The 15953-nt window shown below is 63.9% G+C and carries 15 protein-coding genes; 5 read left to right on the top strand and 10 right to left on the bottom strand.

What is annotated here, in order from left to right; genetic code table 11:
- Window positions 1–237: 237 nt before the first annotated feature.
- The gene (locus GWE18_RS34395) at window positions 238–1221 is read right to left on the bottom strand and encodes a YiiX/YebB-like N1pC/P60 family cysteine hydrolase (protein WP_275190113.1); all 984 of its coding nucleotides are present in this window, start codon (window positions 1219–1221) and stop codon (window positions 238–240) included.
- 189 nt (window positions 1222–1410) lie between these two features.
- Between GWE18_RS34395 and GWE18_RS34390 the strand changes: the two genes are divergently transcribed.
- Together GWE18_RS34390 and GWE18_RS34385 are read left to right on the top strand one after the other, a co-directional pair.
- Entirely contained in the window at window positions 1411–2811 is a 1401-nt protein-coding gene (locus GWE18_RS34390) for an NAD(P)/FAD-dependent oxidoreductase (RefSeq protein ID WP_275190112.1), read from the top strand.
- A complete protein-coding gene (locus GWE18_RS34385) occupies window positions 2811–3479 on the top strand; it encodes an adenine nucleotide alpha hydrolase (RefSeq protein WP_275190111.1) in 669 nt (222 codons plus the stop codon). Before GWE18_RS34390 ends, GWE18_RS34385 begins: the two co-directional genes overlap by 1 nt.
- Before the next feature lie 174 nt (window positions 3480–3653).
- Here GWE18_RS34385 and GWE18_RS34380 read toward each other — a convergent pair whose 3' ends face one another.
- From GWE18_RS34380 to rpmI, 6 genes are all read right to left on the bottom strand, one after another.
- Window positions 3654–4424 carry a sulfite exporter TauE/SafE family protein gene (locus tag GWE18_RS34380; protein WP_275190109.1) on the bottom strand — a complete coding sequence of 257 codons (771 nt, stop codon included), beginning with the start codon at window positions 4422–4424 and terminating at the stop codon, window positions 3654–3656.
- A 6-nt stretch (window positions 4425–4430) separates the two neighbouring features.
- A complete protein-coding gene (pheT, locus tag GWE18_RS34375; RefSeq protein ID WP_275190108.1) occupies window positions 4431–6839 on the bottom strand; it encodes a phenylalanine--tRNA ligase subunit beta in 2409 nt (802 codons plus the stop codon).
- 160 nt (window positions 6840–6999) lie between these two features.
- Window positions 7000–7410: an ASCH domain-containing protein gene (locus GWE18_RS34370; protein WP_275190107.1), complete on the bottom strand. Its 411-nt coding sequence runs from the start codon at window positions 7408–7410 to the stop codon at window positions 7000–7002.
- Window positions 7407–8489, bottom strand: a complete 1083-nt coding sequence (gene pheS / locus GWE18_RS34365) for a phenylalanine--tRNA ligase subunit alpha (protein WP_275190106.1) — start codon at window positions 8487–8489, stop codon at window positions 7407–7409. Before pheS ends, GWE18_RS34370 begins: the two co-directional genes overlap by 4 nt.
- A gap of 228 nt (window positions 8490–8717) precedes the next feature.
- Window positions 8718–9077, bottom strand: coding sequence for a 50S ribosomal protein L20 (rplT, locus tag GWE18_RS34360; protein ID WP_275190105.1), 360 nt, complete (start codon window positions 9075–9077; stop codon window positions 8718–8720).
- A 78-nt stretch (window positions 9078–9155) separates the two neighbouring features.
- Complete coding sequence (gene rpmI / locus GWE18_RS34355; protein WP_008539890.1) at window positions 9156–9356, bottom strand: 50S ribosomal protein L35; 201 nt, start codon at window positions 9354–9356, stop codon at window positions 9156–9158.
- Window positions 9357–9616: 260 nt separating this feature from the next.
- Here rpmI and GWE18_RS34350 point away from each other — a divergent pair, with 260 nt between their 5' ends.
- Window positions 9617–10045 carry a hypothetical protein gene (locus tag GWE18_RS34350; protein ID WP_275190095.1) on the top strand — a complete coding sequence of 143 codons (429 nt, stop codon included), beginning with the start codon at window positions 9617–9619 and terminating at the stop codon, window positions 10043–10045.
- Window positions 10046–10110: 65 nt separating this feature from the next.
- Here the strand turns inward: GWE18_RS34350 and infC are convergent, their stop codons facing one another.
- A complete protein-coding gene (infC, locus tag GWE18_RS34345; RefSeq protein ID WP_057849055.1) occupies window positions 10111–10650 on the bottom strand; it encodes a translation initiation factor IF-3 in 540 nt (179 codons plus the stop codon).
- Window positions 10651–10872: 222 nt separating this feature from the next.
- On the opposite strand from infC, the gene GWE18_RS34340 reads away from it, so the two are divergent.
- Together GWE18_RS34340 and GWE18_RS34335 are read left to right on the top strand one after the other, a co-directional pair.
- Window positions 10873–11667 (top strand): alpha/beta hydrolase, encoded by a 795-nt coding sequence (locus GWE18_RS34340; protein WP_275190094.1) that lies wholly within the window; start codon window positions 10873–10875, stop codon window positions 11665–11667.
- 135 nt (window positions 11668–11802) lie between these two features.
- The gene (locus GWE18_RS34335) at window positions 11803–12273 is read left to right on the top strand and encodes a nuclear transport factor 2 family protein (RefSeq protein WP_275190093.1); all 471 of its coding nucleotides are present in this window, start codon (window positions 11803–11805) and stop codon (window positions 12271–12273) included.
- Between the two features lie 44 nt (window positions 12274–12317).
- Here GWE18_RS34335 and GWE18_RS34330 read toward each other — a convergent pair whose 3' ends face one another.
- Window positions 12318–13955, bottom strand: a complete 1638-nt coding sequence (locus GWE18_RS34330) for a PEP/pyruvate-binding domain-containing protein (protein WP_275190092.1) — start codon at window positions 13953–13955, stop codon at window positions 12318–12320.
- Window positions 13956–13974: 19 nt separating this feature from the next.
- The gene (locus GWE18_RS34325; RefSeq protein WP_275190091.1) at window positions 13975–15903 is read right to left on the bottom strand and encodes a hypothetical protein; all 1929 of its coding nucleotides are present in this window, start codon (window positions 15901–15903) and stop codon (window positions 13975–13977) included.
- Between the last annotated feature and the right edge of the window lie 50 nt (window positions 15904–15953).

Raw genomic sequence — 15953 nt, 5'->3', positions numbered from 1 at the left:
CCGTCACGCCGATATTGTTCGCGGGTGATTTCGGTCCAACACATGTTGTGCTCCCCTCGAGTCTTCGCAAACACGAAGGAATCACAACGGGCTGAAATCACTCAACTTTCTTTTTCGGTCAGGCTCTGAGGAGCGCGAAGCGCGTCTCGAAGGATGAATGGCACCAACCGGGCCACATGGTTCGAGACGCCGCTAACGCGGCTCCTCACCATGAGGGTTTAATAGCTGCTACGAGGTCTACGCCACCATCTCCGGCGTGCGCGGCTTCATGCGGCGCTCCGGCGGGCGGACCGGGACATATTCGACGGCGAGATAATGTTCCGACACGGTGACGCGTTCGATCATCGTGGTCTCGACGGTCACTTCTTCAGCCGCAGCCGGAAGCGGCGTCTCTTCGTCAATCTCTTCAGGAACAAGCGGCGGCGACTTGACCTCTGGAAACACACCGAATTGGCCCGCTACCTCCGGGAGCGGCTTCTGCTTGTCGGCCCAGTGCAGGGCCGTGTAGTCGAAGCCGTGCACGATGGTGGGTTTGACGACTTCGAAATAGGGCGAGATGTCGAAATCGCGCGGCATGTAGAGCGAGGAATCGCGGATATGCAGGATTTCGCGCCGGGCCTTTCGCGAGGCGGCGCGGGTAATCTTCGGCAGGATCGGATAGCGCACGGCGTCGAACGCCTGCGCGATCAGCGCCGAGCAGATGATCTTGGTGGGATCGCCGGAGCCGAACGCGATCATGCGCCGCCGCCATCGCTGCGGTATCGGCAACGGAATCAGATAACGCATCAAATCGACGATGTTCTTGGTGTCGTAGCCGAAGCCGATCCGGTTGATGGCGTAGCGGCACACCGTGGTGCGGTCCTCAAAGGACAGGCCGACCGGGCGACAAATGCGGGTGTGATAGGGAAAATACTTCGACAGCGGCGCAGAGGTGACGCCCTCGCCGATATTGGCCTCGATCAGCACATGCGGCTCGCCATCGGGTTCGTGCGCGCCGTCAACCGGGCCGACGTAGAGCGCGCCATGCGACCAGGTGGATTGCGTCAGGTATTTGATGATGCCGGAGATGCGGTTGTTGCCTTCGACCAGCAGCACGTCGCCGGGCTCGATGACGCCGCGCAGATGTTCGGGATCGCTGGGGGTAAACGGCTCGTAGCCCGGGACTTCCTTCTGCAGGTAGCCCGCGATCAACTGGCCGATGGTATCGAGCATTACGCCCATGAAACTGCCCCTGAGCGGATTTTCGTCCGCCTTTTTTGTTCCCTTAGCATGGTCGCAAGCGGTTTCAATTTAGTTCATGCGTCAAACGGATCAATCATGATTGATTTACCATGAGTGTTGCTGCGTGACGTGAGATGCTGCACAGTTCGCTAGCTGTTCTCTTTTCCTTCAAGGCCCGGAAACCATGACATGACAATGACTCGCCGCCACTTTCTGTCGGCGTCCGCGGCATTGGCGGCAACTCCGGTGTTTTCCGGGGGGCGCGCGGGAGCAGCACCCTTGCCGCGCGAAGCCGACATTGTCGTGATCGGCGCGGGTGCGGCCGGCATTGCTGCGGCGCGGCGGATCATGGCGGCGAACCGCAGAGTGATCGTGTTGGAGGCGGCAAATCAGGTCGGCGGCCGCTGCCAGACCGACACTTCGACCTTCGAGGTGCCGTTCGATCGCGGCGCGCGCTGGATGCACAATCCCGAAACCAATCCGATGATCAAGCTGGCGCGCGCCGCGGGCCTTGAGATCACGACCGCGCCATCGGGTCAGAAAATCCGCATCGGCCGCCGCAACGCCCGCGCCGGAGAAACCGAGCAATTTCTCGCCGCGCTCGTGCGTACCAACCGCGCCATCGACGAAGCCGCGCGGCGGTTCGACGTCTCCTGTGCCTCCGTGCTGCCGAAGGATCTCGGCGACTGGGCCAGCACGGTGGAATTCGTGTTAGGCGCCAGTCTTGCCGGAAAGGATTTGAAAGATTTCTCCGTCGGCGACAAGTCCCGCGCGCAGGATCGCAATACCGCGATCGGCTGTCGTCAGGGATTGGGCACGCTGATCGCAAAGCTCGGCGAGCAGGTGCCGCTGTCGCTGTCGACACCGGCCAATCGCATTGTCTGGAGCAACCGCGATGTCAGCGTGGAAACGCCGGCGGGCAGGATCGCCGCGCGTGCCGCCGTGGTCACCGTGTCGAGCAATGTGCTGGCCTCCGGCAACATCAAATTCGCACCAGATGTGCCAAAGCGCATGCTCGACGCCGCCTCGAAACTGAGCCTCGGCAGCTACGATCGGATCGCGCTGGAGATGCCGGGCAATCCGCTCGGGCTGGCGCGCGACGACGTCGTCATCGAGCAGAGCAATTCGACCAAGACGGCGTTGATGCTTGCCAATATGGGCGGCTCGTCGCTCTGTACGATCGACGTCGCTGGCTCGTTTGGCGGCGATCTCTCCGCGCAGGGCGAGAAGGCCATGGTGGCGTTTGCGGTGGAGTGGCTGACCAAACTGTTCGGCAGCGAGGCGGCGGCCGCGGTGAAGAGATCGAGCGCGACGCGCTGGAACGCCGCGCCGTTCGCGCTCGGCGCGATGTCGGCGGCTGGTCCCGGCGCGCAATCCTCGCGAAAGGTCCTGACCGAGCCGTTCGGCTGCATCTATCTCGCCGGCGAGGCGACCCATGAAACGCTGTGGGGGACCATCGACGGCGCCTGGGAGAGCGGCGAGCGCGCGGCAGAGGCGGCTTTGCGGCGGATCGGCGCTTTGAAGGATCCCGAGCCGCCGCCGCGGCCGGCGAAAACACGACGGCGCACGTCGGCATCCCCGATCGACTGATGGCCCGTCCGAAAGCACTGATCTCCTGGTCAAGCGGCAAGGATTCGGCTTTTGCGCTGCATGAGGTGATGCGCGCGGGAGAGTTCGATGTCGTCGGCGCGCTGACTACCGTGACGGAAACATTCGGCCGGGTATCGATCCACGGCGTGCGGCAGGAGATATTGCAGGCGCAATGCGAGGCCGCAGGCCTGCCGCAGCGAATCGTGCCGATCCCCTATCCCTGTCCGAATGAGGTTTACGAGGCGCGGATGCGCGAGGCGGTCGCACAGGCTGTTGCCGATGGCATCACGCACATGATCTTCGGCGATCTGTTTCTCGCTGATATTCGCGCCTATCGCGAACAGAAGCTGGCAGGCACCGGCATCACGCCGGTGTTTCCCCTGTGGGAGCGGCCGACGCTGGGCTTGGCGCAGGCGATGATCGCAAGCGGGCTGGAGGCACATATCGCCACCGTCGACCTGAAGAAGATGCCGGCCGAATTCGCCGGCCGCACATTCGATGCGGCCCTGTTGGCCGAGCTGCCGGAGGGCGTCGACGCTTGCGGCGAGAACGGCGAGTTTCACACCTGCGTGGTGGCGGGGCCGATGTTTTCGCGGCGGCTGGCGGTCACGACGGGTGAGCGCGTCGAGCGCGACGGTTATGCGTATTGCGATCTGGTGATGGATTAAAGCAGGAATCGTAGGGTGGGCAAAACTCTCCCGTCGTCCCGGCCAAGCGAAGCGCGCGCCGGGACCCATAACCACCGTTGGTAATTGTTGTGGCGGGCTGGAGCCACATCCAGTGCGAACAATAGGCGTCGGTGGTTATGGGTCCCTGCGTTCGCAGGGACGACGACGGATCGGTCAGCGCAGCACGCCATCCAGCGCCGGCAGACCAAAAATCACCGCCGCCGCGATCAGCGCATAGCAGATCGCGCGGAACAGGGTTTCACTGGCCTTGCCGAACAGCGAGGCGCCGAACCAGACGCCGACGCCGTAGACCGGGCCGACAACGAATGCGAACAGAATCGCGTCCAGCGTGATCAGTCCGGTCGCGGCGTAGCTGATAGCGGAAAAGAAATCCGACGCGCCGAAGAACAGCACAATATTGGCGCGCGCAATGACGGAGGCGATGGGCCGGCCGAGCCAGTAGCCGACGATCGGCGGGCCGCCGGTCTGGGCCAGCCCGCTGCAAAAGCCTGATAGCCCGCCAATGCCGATCGCGACCGCCGCGTGGTCCTTGCCGCGGTAGCGCCAGCCCGATAGCAGCAGCAACAGCAGCGCGAAGACGAAGACGGAAATGATCCAGCGTGTCGTCACCGGTTCGAGGCGGCTGAGGAGGTAAGTCCCGATCGGCACGCCGATCAGGGCGCCTATTACTATGACCGCAGTCGCCCTGCGATCGGCTTTTTGCCAGGCATTCGGTAACAGCGGCGCGGCGGCGACGAAATCGATGATCAGAAGCAGCGCGGCCACGAGCCGCGGGTCTGCTATTGAGCTCGCGAGCGGCATGAAGATCAGCGCCGAGCCGAACCCGGAAAAACCCCGCGCCGTTCCGGAGACGAAAGCGACCGCGCAGATCGCGATCGCCGCGTTGATGCCGATTTCAGCCGGAATGAGTGCCGCAGGGTTCATGCGGCGTCATCCCCGCAACGTGCCGCCGGTCTTCTTCGTCACCTCGGCCACGATCTTTGCCGCCACCGCGTCGATCTCCTGGTCCGTCAGGGTCTTCTCTCGCGGCTGGATCGTCACGGCAATCGCGACCGACTTCTTGGCCGGATCGATGCCCTTGCCTTCATAGACGTCGAACACGGTCACGTCCGTGATCAGCTTCTTGTCCGCGCCTTGCGCAGATCGCACGATATCGCCGGCCTTGACGGTGCGATCGACGATGAAGGCGAAGTCGCGCGACACCGGCTGGAACGCGGAGAGTTCGAGCAGCGGCTTGGCGCGTGTCGGCTTCTTCTTGGCGTCGGGAATGCGATCGAGAATAACTTCGAACGCCGTCAGCGGGCCGTCGGCGCCGAGCGCTTCCAGCGCGCGCGGGTGCAGCTCGCCGAAATAACCCAGCACGTTCTGCGGGCCGATCTGGATGGTACCGGAACGCCCCGGATGCAGCCAGCTTGCGCCGCCCGGCACGATCTGCAGCGCCTGCATTGGCGCGCCGGCGGCTGCGAGCACGGCAAAGGCATCGGCCTTGGCGTCGAGCGCATCGGTCTGGGCAGAACCGGACCAGTGCCGTCCCATGCCCTTCGAGGACGCAAACCCGTCGCGCACACCGGCGGCCGCAACAAACTGGTTCTCAGCCCTGTCGCCCTTGAACACCTGCCCGACTTCGAACAGCGCAACGTCCTGATAACCGCGGTTGGCATTGGCCTGCGCCGCCGCGACGAGGCCCGGTAACAGGCTCGGCCGCATGTCCGACATGTCGGACGCGATCGGGTTGGCGAGCGCAAGCTCCGCCTGTCCGCCGCCGAACAGTTCGGCATGCGGTTTTGAAATGAACGACCAGGTTACGGCCTCCACCATGCCGCGCGCCGCCAGCGCGCGCTTGGCGCGCCGGGTGCGGTTCTGGATCGTGGTCAGCACCGGCTTGCGCGCTTCGTCGCCGCGCTCGAACGGTGTCATCGGCACCTTATCTACGCCGACGATGCGCACGACCTCCTCGACAATGTCAGCCTTGCTGTGAACGTCGGTGCGCCAGGACGGGACGGCAATTTTCACCATCGGCCCGCTGCCGGCGACCATGAAGCCGAGATGGCCGAGGATGCGCCGCGCCTCGACCAACGGCACCTCGATTCCCGCCAGACGTTTGACCTCGCTCAGCGGGAAATCGATGATGCGGTCGTCGCCGAAGGCCTTGCCGACGACGAAGGTCTCCGATGGCGTGCCGCCGCAGAGTTCCATCACAAGCTTGGTCGCAAGCTCAAGACCGGGCACCATGAAGGCCGGATCGACGCCGCGCTCGAAGCGGTAGCGCGCGTCGGAATTGATGCCGAGCTTGCGGCCGGTCTGCGCGATGTTGATCTCGTTCCACAGCGCCGATTCGATCAGCACATCGGTGGTGTTCTCGTCGCAGCCGGAAGTCTCGCCGCCCATGATGCCGGCGAGCGATTCGATGCCATGCTCGTCCGCGATCACGCAGATACTGGGATCAAGTGTGTAGGTGCGGCCGTCGAGCGCCAGCAGGCTCTCGCCGTCTTTGGCCCGCCGCACGGTGAGATTGCCCGTCACCTTCCTGGCGTCGAACACATGCAGCGGCCGGGCGCGGTCGTAGGTCATGAAGTTGGTGATGTCGACCAGCGCATTGATCGGGCGCAGCCCGATCGAGGTTAGCCGCTTCTGCAGCCACTCCGGCGAGGGTCCGTTCTTGACGCCGCGCACCAGCCGCAGCGCAAAGCCCGGACAGAGCGTTGCGTCTTCCACCGTCACCTTCACCGGGCAGGGGAATTCGCCCCTGATCGGCTTGATGCCTGGATCGATGAGCTTGCCCATGTCGGCAGCGGAGAGGTCGCGTGCGATGCCGTGCACGCCGGTGCAATCCTGGCGGTTCGGCGTCAGGTTGATTTCAAGCACGGGATCGCCGAGGCCTGCCCATTCGGCATAGCCCTTGCCGATCGGGGCGTCGGCCGGCAGCTCCATGATGCCGTCATGGTCCTCGGAAATCTGCAGCTCGGCCGCCGAGCACAGCATGCCGCGGCTCTCGACGCCCCTGATGGTGCCGACGCCGAGGGTGATGTTCTTGCCGGGGATGAACGTGCCGGGCGGCGAGAACACGCTGACAAGGCCCGCGCGCGCATTCGGCGCGCCGCAGACCACCTGCACCGGAGCGCCGCCGTCGCCGGTGTCGACCATGCACACCCGCAGGCGGTCCGCATTCGGATGCTGCTCGGCCGAAATCACCCGCGCGATCGAAAACGGCGCCAGCGCCTTCGCCTTGTCCTCGATGCTCTCGACCTCCAGCCCGATCATGGTGAGCTTGTCGGCGAGCTTTTCCAGGGGCTCGTCGGTGTCGAGATGTTCCTTCAGCCAGGAGAGCGTGAACTTCATGGCTGTGAGCCTCGAATATTGTTGGTTGTCTCGGTGATACTTGCACTGTCCTCACCGTTCCCTCCCCCCTTGTGGGGGAGGGTCAGGGAGGAGACTCTCTCCGCGACGGCGGTCGTGAGAGGGGGCCGGTCAGAGCCCGATGTCAGCTCACGCAATCCGTTCATGACGGCCGTTCCGCCTGCGCAAACACCTCAACCAGCCGGAACCGTTCGCACATCAGCATCATGTCTTCGCTGAACCTGCCTAGCCGTCCGAAATAAATGCGGTGCGCATTCTGCCAGTAGGCGAGGCTGCGGTCGCCTTCGCCTTCTTCGTAGGCAAAGGCGGCATCCACTTCGGGGAAGCGGCGATAGGTGACTTCAACCGTTTCGATCACGCAACGCGGCGTGCCGCGTCCGTCGAGCACGATCCAGCGTTCGCCCGGCGTCGACGTGTTCGGGCCGTCCTCGGTGGAGCAGGTCGCGGTCTTCACGCCCTTGATCACGAGGTCGAGCAGCTCGTCGGCCAGCCTCGGCCCGTCGCCGAACGCGAAGGAGCGCAAGCCCTGATATTTCGCAGGGACGGCACTCATGTGCTCAATCCCCCCGCGAGCGTCGGGATGTCGAGCGGCTTGAAGCCGTAATGTGAAAGCCAGCGCACGTCGCTCTCGAACAACTGCCGGAGATCGGCGATGCCGTATTTCAGCATCGCGATGCGGTCGATGCCCATGCCCCATGCAAAGCCCTGGTAGACATCGGGATCGATGCCGCAGGCGCGCAGCACGTTCGGATGTACCATGCCGCACCCGAGAATCTCCAGCCAGTCCTCGCCCTCGCCGAAGCGGATCTCGCCCTTGTCGCGCCGGCACTGGATGTCGACCTCGAGCGACGGTTCGGTGAACGGGAAGAATGACGGCCGGAACCGCATGTTGATGTGATCGACCTCGAAGAACGCCTTGCAGAACTCGTGCAGGATCCATTTGAGATGGCCGAGATGCGAGCCCTTGTCGATGACAAGACCCTCGACCTGGTGGAACTGCGGCGTATGGGTCGCGTCGGAATCGATGCGATAGGTGCGGCCGGGGCAGACCACGCGGATCGGCGGCTTTTGGCTGAGCATGGTGCGCACCTGCACCGGCGACGTATGCGTGCGCAACAGCATGCGCGAACCGTCTTCCCGAGGGTTGAAGAAGAAGGTGTCGTGCATCTCCCGCGCCGGATGACCCTCGGGGAAATTCAGTTTTGTGAAGTTGTAATCGTCGGTCTCGATGTCGGGACCTTCGGCGATCGCAAATCCCATGTCGGCGAAGATCGTGTTGACCTCCTCGAAGACCTGGCTCAGCGGATGGATGCGGCCCTGTTCGGCGGGTGCCTCGCGCAGCGGCAGCGTGACGTCGATGGTCTCGGAGGCCAGCCGGGCATCGAGCGCCGCCGATTTCAGGATGTCGCGGCGCGCTGTGAGCGCCTCGGTCACCTTGTCCTTGGCGAGATTGATTGCGGCGCCTTGCGTTTTCCGCTCGTCCGGCGACATTTTGCCGAGGGTTGCCAGCAGCGCCGAGATCGAGCCTTTCTTGCCGAGCGCTGCGACGCGGACGGCTTCCAGGGCTGCTTCATCGTCGGCGGCGGCGATATCGGCGAGAATTTGGGATTCGAGTTGAGCGAGGTCGGTCATGGCAATCCTTTTTGACTAGGATGCTAAGCCGGCGCTCCTAGCCCGTCATGCCCGGGCAATAGCGCGAAGCGCGTCTTCGCACTAGATGTCCCGGGGCATCCACGTCTTACAGCGTTTGCGAGAACGAAGGGCGTGGATGGCCGGGACGTCCAGCGCGAAGACGCGCTTCGCGCTTTTACCTAGCCATCACGACCTCAAAAACATCGCAGAAGAACCGAGGAGCGAGGCTTACGCCGCCAGCGCTGCCTTGGCCTTCTCGGCGATCGCCTGGAACGCCGCCGGCTCGGCGATGGCGAGATCCGACAGCACCTTGCGGTCGACCGTGATGCCCGACTTCGCGAGGCCGTTGATAAAGACGCTGTAGGTCATGCCGAACGGGCGCACCGCAGCATTGATGCGCTGGATCCAGAGCGCGCGGAAGGTGCGCTTCTTGCGCTTGCGGTCGCGGAACGCATATTGGCCGGCTTTCTCGACAGCAGCCTTGGCGGCGCGGATGGTGTTCTTGCGGCGGCCGCGGAAACCTTTGGCGGCCTTGTAGACTTTCTTGTGCCTGGCGTGAGAGGTCACACCGCGTTTGACGCGAGACATGACTGTAATCCTTGATCAGAAATGAGGTGACGGGATCGCCGCGCGGACGCGGCTGTGCTTGCGATGGCGTGAACGCGATCAGGCGTTCGGCAAGAAGTACTTCTTGACGTTGTCGCCGTCGGTCTTGAACAGCACCCGGGTGCCGCGGAGCTGACGAATCTGCTTCTTCGTCCGCTTGATCATGCCGTGGCGCTTGCCGCGCTGGGCGTGCATCACTTTGCCGGTGGCAGTCACCTTGAAGCGCTTTTTAGCGCCTGACTTGGTCTTCAGCTTGGGCATTTGGCTCTCCTATCGGCCACAGAAAAACGCGCCCGAGAGGCGCTTTGCGGCTTAAAATGCTCGTTAGAGCGTTGAAAGTGCTCAGGTTTTTTCGAAAACGAATCAACCCGCACGGACATCGACACGGCAGCCCTTGATCAGCCGGGCGATGAAGGTCGGGCTTATGGCAGAGGAAGCGCCAATTGGCAATGATGAACCGCGGGGGCGGTGCAGTGACCAAGTCGCTGATATCATCAACATCCCGGCCCGGAGCGAGAGAAATGGCCCACTTTCAGCGATCGATTGCCCGTTTTGCCGCTTTTCAACGCCCGCGGAGCATGCGCTGGCTTCCGATATTGGCTGCATTCGCCGCGATAGCGGCGGCGCCCGCCGCCGACGCCGCGACCAGGCGCAGGGCCACGGGAGCCTATGATGGCATCTGGAACGTGGTCTTCGCCACGACGCGGGGCAATTGCCGTTCCGGCTACAGCGTCCCCTTCACCGTGATAGGTGGCCGCGTCTCATCGGCCGGTGGTGGCAGGGTTTCGGGCTCGGTGAATCGCGCTGGGGCTGTTTCGGTTCGCGTTTCGGTTGGCGCTTCCAGGGCGAGCGGCGGTGGCCGGCTCGCCGGCGCCTACGGCGCCGGCGCATGGCGCGGCATTATCACCGGCGACTACTGCAGCGGCACCTGGCAGGCCACGCGGAACTGACCTTCGGAAAAGGAAGCGGCCCGCCGGATCGTCCGACGGGCCGCCCTCAATTCCACTCACTGACATCAACGCGGCGCCAGCACCATCACGACCTGGCGGCCTTCGAAACGCGCGTCCTGCTCGACCTTGGCGAATTCGGCGACATCGGCCTTGACCTTGTCCAGAAGCTTGGTGCCTATCTCCTGGTGCGCCATTTCGCGGCCACGGTAACGCAAGGTGATCTTGACCTTGTCGCCTTCCTCGAAGAACCGCTGCATCGCGCGCATCTTCACGTCGTAATCGTGATCGTCGATCATCGGCCGCAGCTTGATCTCCTTGATCTCGACGATCTTCTGCTTCTTGCGCGCCTCGGCGGCTTTCTTCTGTGCCGAATACTTGAACTTCCCGTAGTCCATAATCTTGCAAACGGGAGGATTGTTGTTCGGCGAAATCTCAACGAGATCCATGCCCGCCTCGAGGGCCATCTTGATGGCGACCACGGTCTCGACGGTTCCGTGGTTGAGGCCGGTCTGATCGATCAGTTGGATCTGCGCGTTGCGGATATCATCATTGGTGCGCGGCCCGTCTTTGGTTGCAGCGGGCGGGGCTCTGTTGGGACGGCGAATGGGTAACTCTCCAAAGTTGTGAAAGGAAGGGCCGTAGTTTGAAGCAATACGCTGATAACAGCAAGCGAACTCACGGTGTGCGCCCGAAAACCGTCAAATGCGAGGCATTTCGGTCACGTCCGGCAAATATAGCGCGTCGGCCCGATCCGCAAGCGCAGGGCGGTCGCGCTTGACCGATCAAGCGTGCTCGCTGACAAAGCAGCGGGCAAGAGTGACAGATCCATGACCAATTCAGCGACAATCGACCAGGAACCGGCCTTTATCGAGGTGGGGGAGGGCAGTGACAGCCGCCGGATCGCCGTCCGCGCCCGTGCCGGCAGCGAGCCCGGGCTGTTCTGGCTGAGTGGCTTCAATTCCGACATGCGGGGCACCAAGGCGCTCGCGCTGGATGCCTGGGCCGCGGAACATGGCCGCGCCTGTATTAGGTTCGATTATTCCGGCCACGGCGAATCGGGCGGCGCTTTCATCGATGGCACCATCGGGCGCTGGCTCGAAGAGAGCGTTGCTGTGTTCGATCGGTTCGCCCAAGGGCCGCAGGTCGTGATCGGCTCGTCGATGGGCGGCTGGATGGCGCTGTTGCTGGCGCGGGCCATCGCCAAACGCGAGGCGGCGGGCGCGACACTTGCCGGGCTGGTGCTGATCGCGCCGGCGCCTGATTTCACCGAGCAATTGATGTGGAACAGCTTCTCCGACGAAATCCGCGAGGAGATCAGGACCAGGGGCGTGTGGATGCGGCCGTCGGAGTATGCCGACGGCACGCCCTATCCGATCACGCGCGCGCTGATCGAGGAGGGCCGCAACCATCTCCTGCTCGGCAGCGCCATCGACGTCGGATGTCCCGTGCGCATCCTGCAGGGCGCGCAGGATCCCGACGTGCCCTGGCACCACGCGTTTGCGCTGGCGCACCGGCTGCCGGCCGAGGACGTGGTGCTGACCGTGATCCAGGACGGCGACCACCGCCTGTCGCGCCCGCAGGATATCGTGCGGATTCTCGCCGCGGTGGCGGAGATGGGGTGACTTCTTGCCGCAACCACAGTGTCATCGTCCGCGAAAGCGGGCGATCCAGTACGCCGCGACTTGTCGATTGACGTCGCATTCTCTGGAATACTGGATGCCCCGCTTTCGCGGGGCATGACAACCGGAGATAAAACGATGAACCCATCAATCATGCTCCGCGCCTTCTGTGACGCTGTCGAGCAGCGCAACGGCAACGCTTTCTCGGAACTGTTCACCGAAGACGGCATCTATCACGACGTATTCTACGGCGCGTTCGAAGGCCGCGAGAAGATCGCAGGCTTGATCGACGACTGGTTCTATCGCACGGCGACCGATTTTCGCTGGGACATGCACGACCCCGTCAGCGACGGCGCGATGCTCTATGCGCGCTACACTTTCAGCTATCGCTCGACGCTGCCGGAAGCGGAAGGAGCGCGGGCGATGTTCGAGGGTGTCGCGATCATGCGGCTGCGCGGCGGCAAGATCACGGAGTACCACGAGGTCGCCAACACCGCGCCGGCCTTCGTCGACCTCAAATTTGCGCCGGAGCGGATCGTCAAGATCGTCGCCAAGCAGGGTGCGGCGCTGAAGGCGCGGCGGGAGATGAGGCGGCATCTGGCGAACTGAGGCATGTCGATCGTCTGCGCGGTGCAGACGCTGATGTCTGCCAATCAGGCTGGCGCGGACCTGCGCGCCCTGGGTTGCGCGAGGCTCCCGTGGCGCGCGCCTCCACCATCCTGCGAGCGCCAGCTTGCTATCTCCGCAAGCTCCATCTCCGGCTTGGTGACAACCGTTTCGCTTCGTCCGAGATAGACCTTGCCGCCCTCGCCCTCGATGGTAATCCAATCGCCCTCCGAGATCGCGGACTTGCCAAGTTGCGCGCGCCTCGCCGCGGCATCGATCGCCATGTCGCGGCATCCAACGACGCATGGCTTGCCCATCTGCCGCGCGACCAGCGCAGCATGGGCCGTCCGCGCGCCGACGGCGGTGACAACGCCGGAGGCCATGGCAAAACCAGCAACGTCGGCCGTGCTGGTATCGGGACGCATAAGGATCACGGGATCGCCGTCCGCGGCCAGGTGTTGGGCGCCTTCGGAATCAAAGGCGGCGCGTCCGACCGCGATACCGCCGGAGGCGCCAATGCCCGTGATGACCGGATCGCCCGCCGCGCACAGGGAAACTTCAACCAGGGACGCAAGGTCCACATCCGCAATGCGCTCAAGCGCCTCTTTCTGCGTGATGAGCTCTTCGTGCACGAGGTCGATCGCGATCCTGACCGCGGCGCGCGGGGTCCGCTTGGCTGCCCGAGTTTGCAGGATCCACAATTTGCCTTCCTCGACCGTGAACTCGACGTCCTGGACGTCGCCGAACTCCTGCTCCAGCTGCTTCAGAATGCCGCCGAGCTCCGTCGCAATCGTTGGCAGTGCGCGCGCGATCGTCGCCTCGCTGTCGGGCGTTCGTCGGCCAGACACGAGGTCCTCGCCTTGCGCGTCGAGCACCAGATCGATCATCGGCCGGGCCGATCCGATCGAAGGATCGCGCGAAAACGCCACGCCCGCTCCCGATGAGGGCCCGCCATTGCCGAGCACCATTGCCTGCACGGTCACGGCGGTGCCCTTCAGATGCTCCAGTTTTTGCAGCCGGCGGTAGGTTTGCGCACGCTCGCTCATCCAGGATTGATAGACGGCACGGGCGGCGCCTTCGAGCTGCTCGTCGGCATCTTCGAGCCAGCCATCGCCCCGTCCCTCGATTAATGCCTGCTCGTCGGCGGCAAGCCGTTCGATCGCTTCACTATCGAGCTCGCGGTCGCTTGCAACGCCTTCGTCTGCAGTCAGTTCGGAGATCCGTGCAGTGAATCGAGTGAGGTCGAACCCGAGCACGGTCTCGGCGAAGCTTTCCATGAACCGCCGCCGGCAATCCCACGCCAGCCGTGAGCGACCTGTGACGCGGATCAGGCCGTGCACGGCACGCGACGTGCAGCCGACATTGAGGACCGTGTTCAGCATGCCGGGCATTGAGCGCGCGGCTCCCGACCGCACCGAGACCAGGAGCGGGCGCCTATGATCGCCGAAACGCTTGCCGGTGGTGCTTTCCAGGAACTCGATGCCTTCTTTCAGTCCGTCGCGCAGATCGCGTTCCGCATGCACGTGCTTGCAGATCAGATCGGCACAGAGCTTGACCGGCAGCACGAAGGCTGGTGGTACCGGCAGCCCGATCGACGCCATCTTCGCGAGGTTGGCCGCCTTGGCTCCAATCTCTTCCGCAGAGTGGCAGGCGGTCGATGCGCCGCTGATATGCACAATATCCATATCGCGATCTCTCTCACTCTCAGGCTGCCAGATCGATCATGATGTGTTGTCGCAGCAGATGCCCAAATCCGGCGAGACGGTCGGTCGAGCGCTCGACGGCGCGCGCAAGTTCGAGCACCAAAAGCGATGTCGCCACGTCGTAGCCACCGGTGAATACCAGCGTTGTGATGGCGCGCTCCCGCGCGTCGGCGGCGTGCTCGGCATCGACCAGGCGAACGACGGCGGCCAGCGCGTCCTCGGAATCAGCGCTTCGCCCCTCCGGCACTTCTGCGGCGGCGGCAATCCCGCAGGCAGCCGCCTCGGTCGCGGTGATGGCAACCGTGCAAAGCTCGGCGAGCACCGAGACCAATGAGTTGTCCAGTGCCGTCGGCGCCAGTGAAGCGATGAAGGCGGCCTGTTCGAGTTCGTCGACAGCCTCCTCGGCCCGGTCGATCAATTGTCCAATGATCGGGCGCGCGTTGAGCCGGCTGACTTCCCGGCGCGCTTCGAGTGCGATGCGGTCCGCTTTCTGCTCGATGTGGCTCGCGCGTGCCGCGAGTTGCTTGCCGTCGCCTGCCTGGCGGACTTTGAGGTCGGCAACATAGCGAGAGATGGCGGCGACGAGGTCGTGCGCCAATCCAATCTGGCGCAGCACCATCGCAAGCAACGCGCTTTCGACGCGCTCGAGCCGCCTGACCAGATCCGCCTCGATCTGATCGCGGACCATCCTGACCGAATGTCCTGCCAGCAGCGCTTCGGTCGACAGCCGCAATGCCGTCTTCAGGAAATCGATCGCGGCCGCGCGCCCGAGCGCCTGATCCAGCCGCTCGCCGAAGCCGATGCGTGTCGGCGCGGCGTTGCGCACCGCGCTCCCGAGCAACTCATTGCCGCCAAGCTCGAGGAAAGCGCGGTGGCCGATTCGATGCCGCGCGGCCCATTCGAGGATCCGGGCGGCGTCATCCTTGGCGATCCAGTTGCGCAACAATTTGCGCGCCTTGTTCCAGTCGATCAGGAACACCAGCGCGGCGCCGACGGCGGTTAGGAAATCGTTGCGATCGGCGGCGTTCGCGGCCTGAAATTGGCCAGTAACCAGAAAGAAGGCATTGTCTTCGCCCATTCCCGCCGCGGCGTGGCGGTCGAGCCCGCTCCATTTCGCATCGAACTTGTCGAGCAGGGCGATGAAGAATTTCGTCCGCGCCAGATGCACATCCGTGTAGGTGACGGTCACGGTGTTCTTCTCGATCGCGATCACCATGACATGCGCATCGGTGGTTCCGATATCGTTCTGGATCAGGAGCCGGCCTTCCGACCTGGTCGCCATCGTATCCAGACCGGGGTGATTGAACTTGAGGCCGCGCGTCTCGTTCAGGCCTCTCATGAAGCTCTCGACCGCCGGGCGGTCTTCGCTGTGCAGGCCGAACACATGGGCTCCGGCAATAATCTCTTTCGAGCAGCCGGCCGCGAGCCTGTTGAGCGCCTTGTGCAGTTCCATGACCAGCCGATGCAGGCTGTCGCCGCCCTCCTGCCCGGCGCCGGTCAGCCGGGTGATCCGCGTGAACTCGATCTCGCTCGATGCATCGAGCAGCCCTGCGGCGCAGATCGAGTTCAGTCGCGCAGTCGCTTTTTCGCCTTCCGGCGCATCGCCGGCGCTGACCGCACGGATCATGGTCTCCATGTCGCCCTGGACCTCCTTGATCAGTTTGGCGAGGCTCGGCGCGCTCAACCGCCTCTCGCCGATCAAATGCGCGCCGCTGATTAGGGATGCGATTCCCGCCGGGGCAATGCCCGCAGCATGGCATTCCGCCGCAAGCTCGTTGGCCGGATGATCGGGTTCCCGCGCGTGTTCCGCAGCCGCCTGGAGTGCGCTCAGGCGAACCTTGATGCGATCATTGGCGGCCAAGCCCTCCGCCACAAGCGACGGCAGCAAAATGTCGGCTTGTCCGAGCTCTCTGATGATCTGGGTTTTCATGGCATTACCCAGCAGACATCGCTCTCGGCTATATGCCTCACACTCGGAAC

Origin of the sequence: Bradyrhizobium sp. CSA112 (assembly GCF_029051645.1) — a bacterium.
Lineage (GTDB): Bacteria > Pseudomonadota > Alphaproteobacteria > Rhizobiales > Xanthobacteraceae > Bradyrhizobium.
This window is presented reverse-complemented; position numbering and strand designations above follow the sequence as displayed.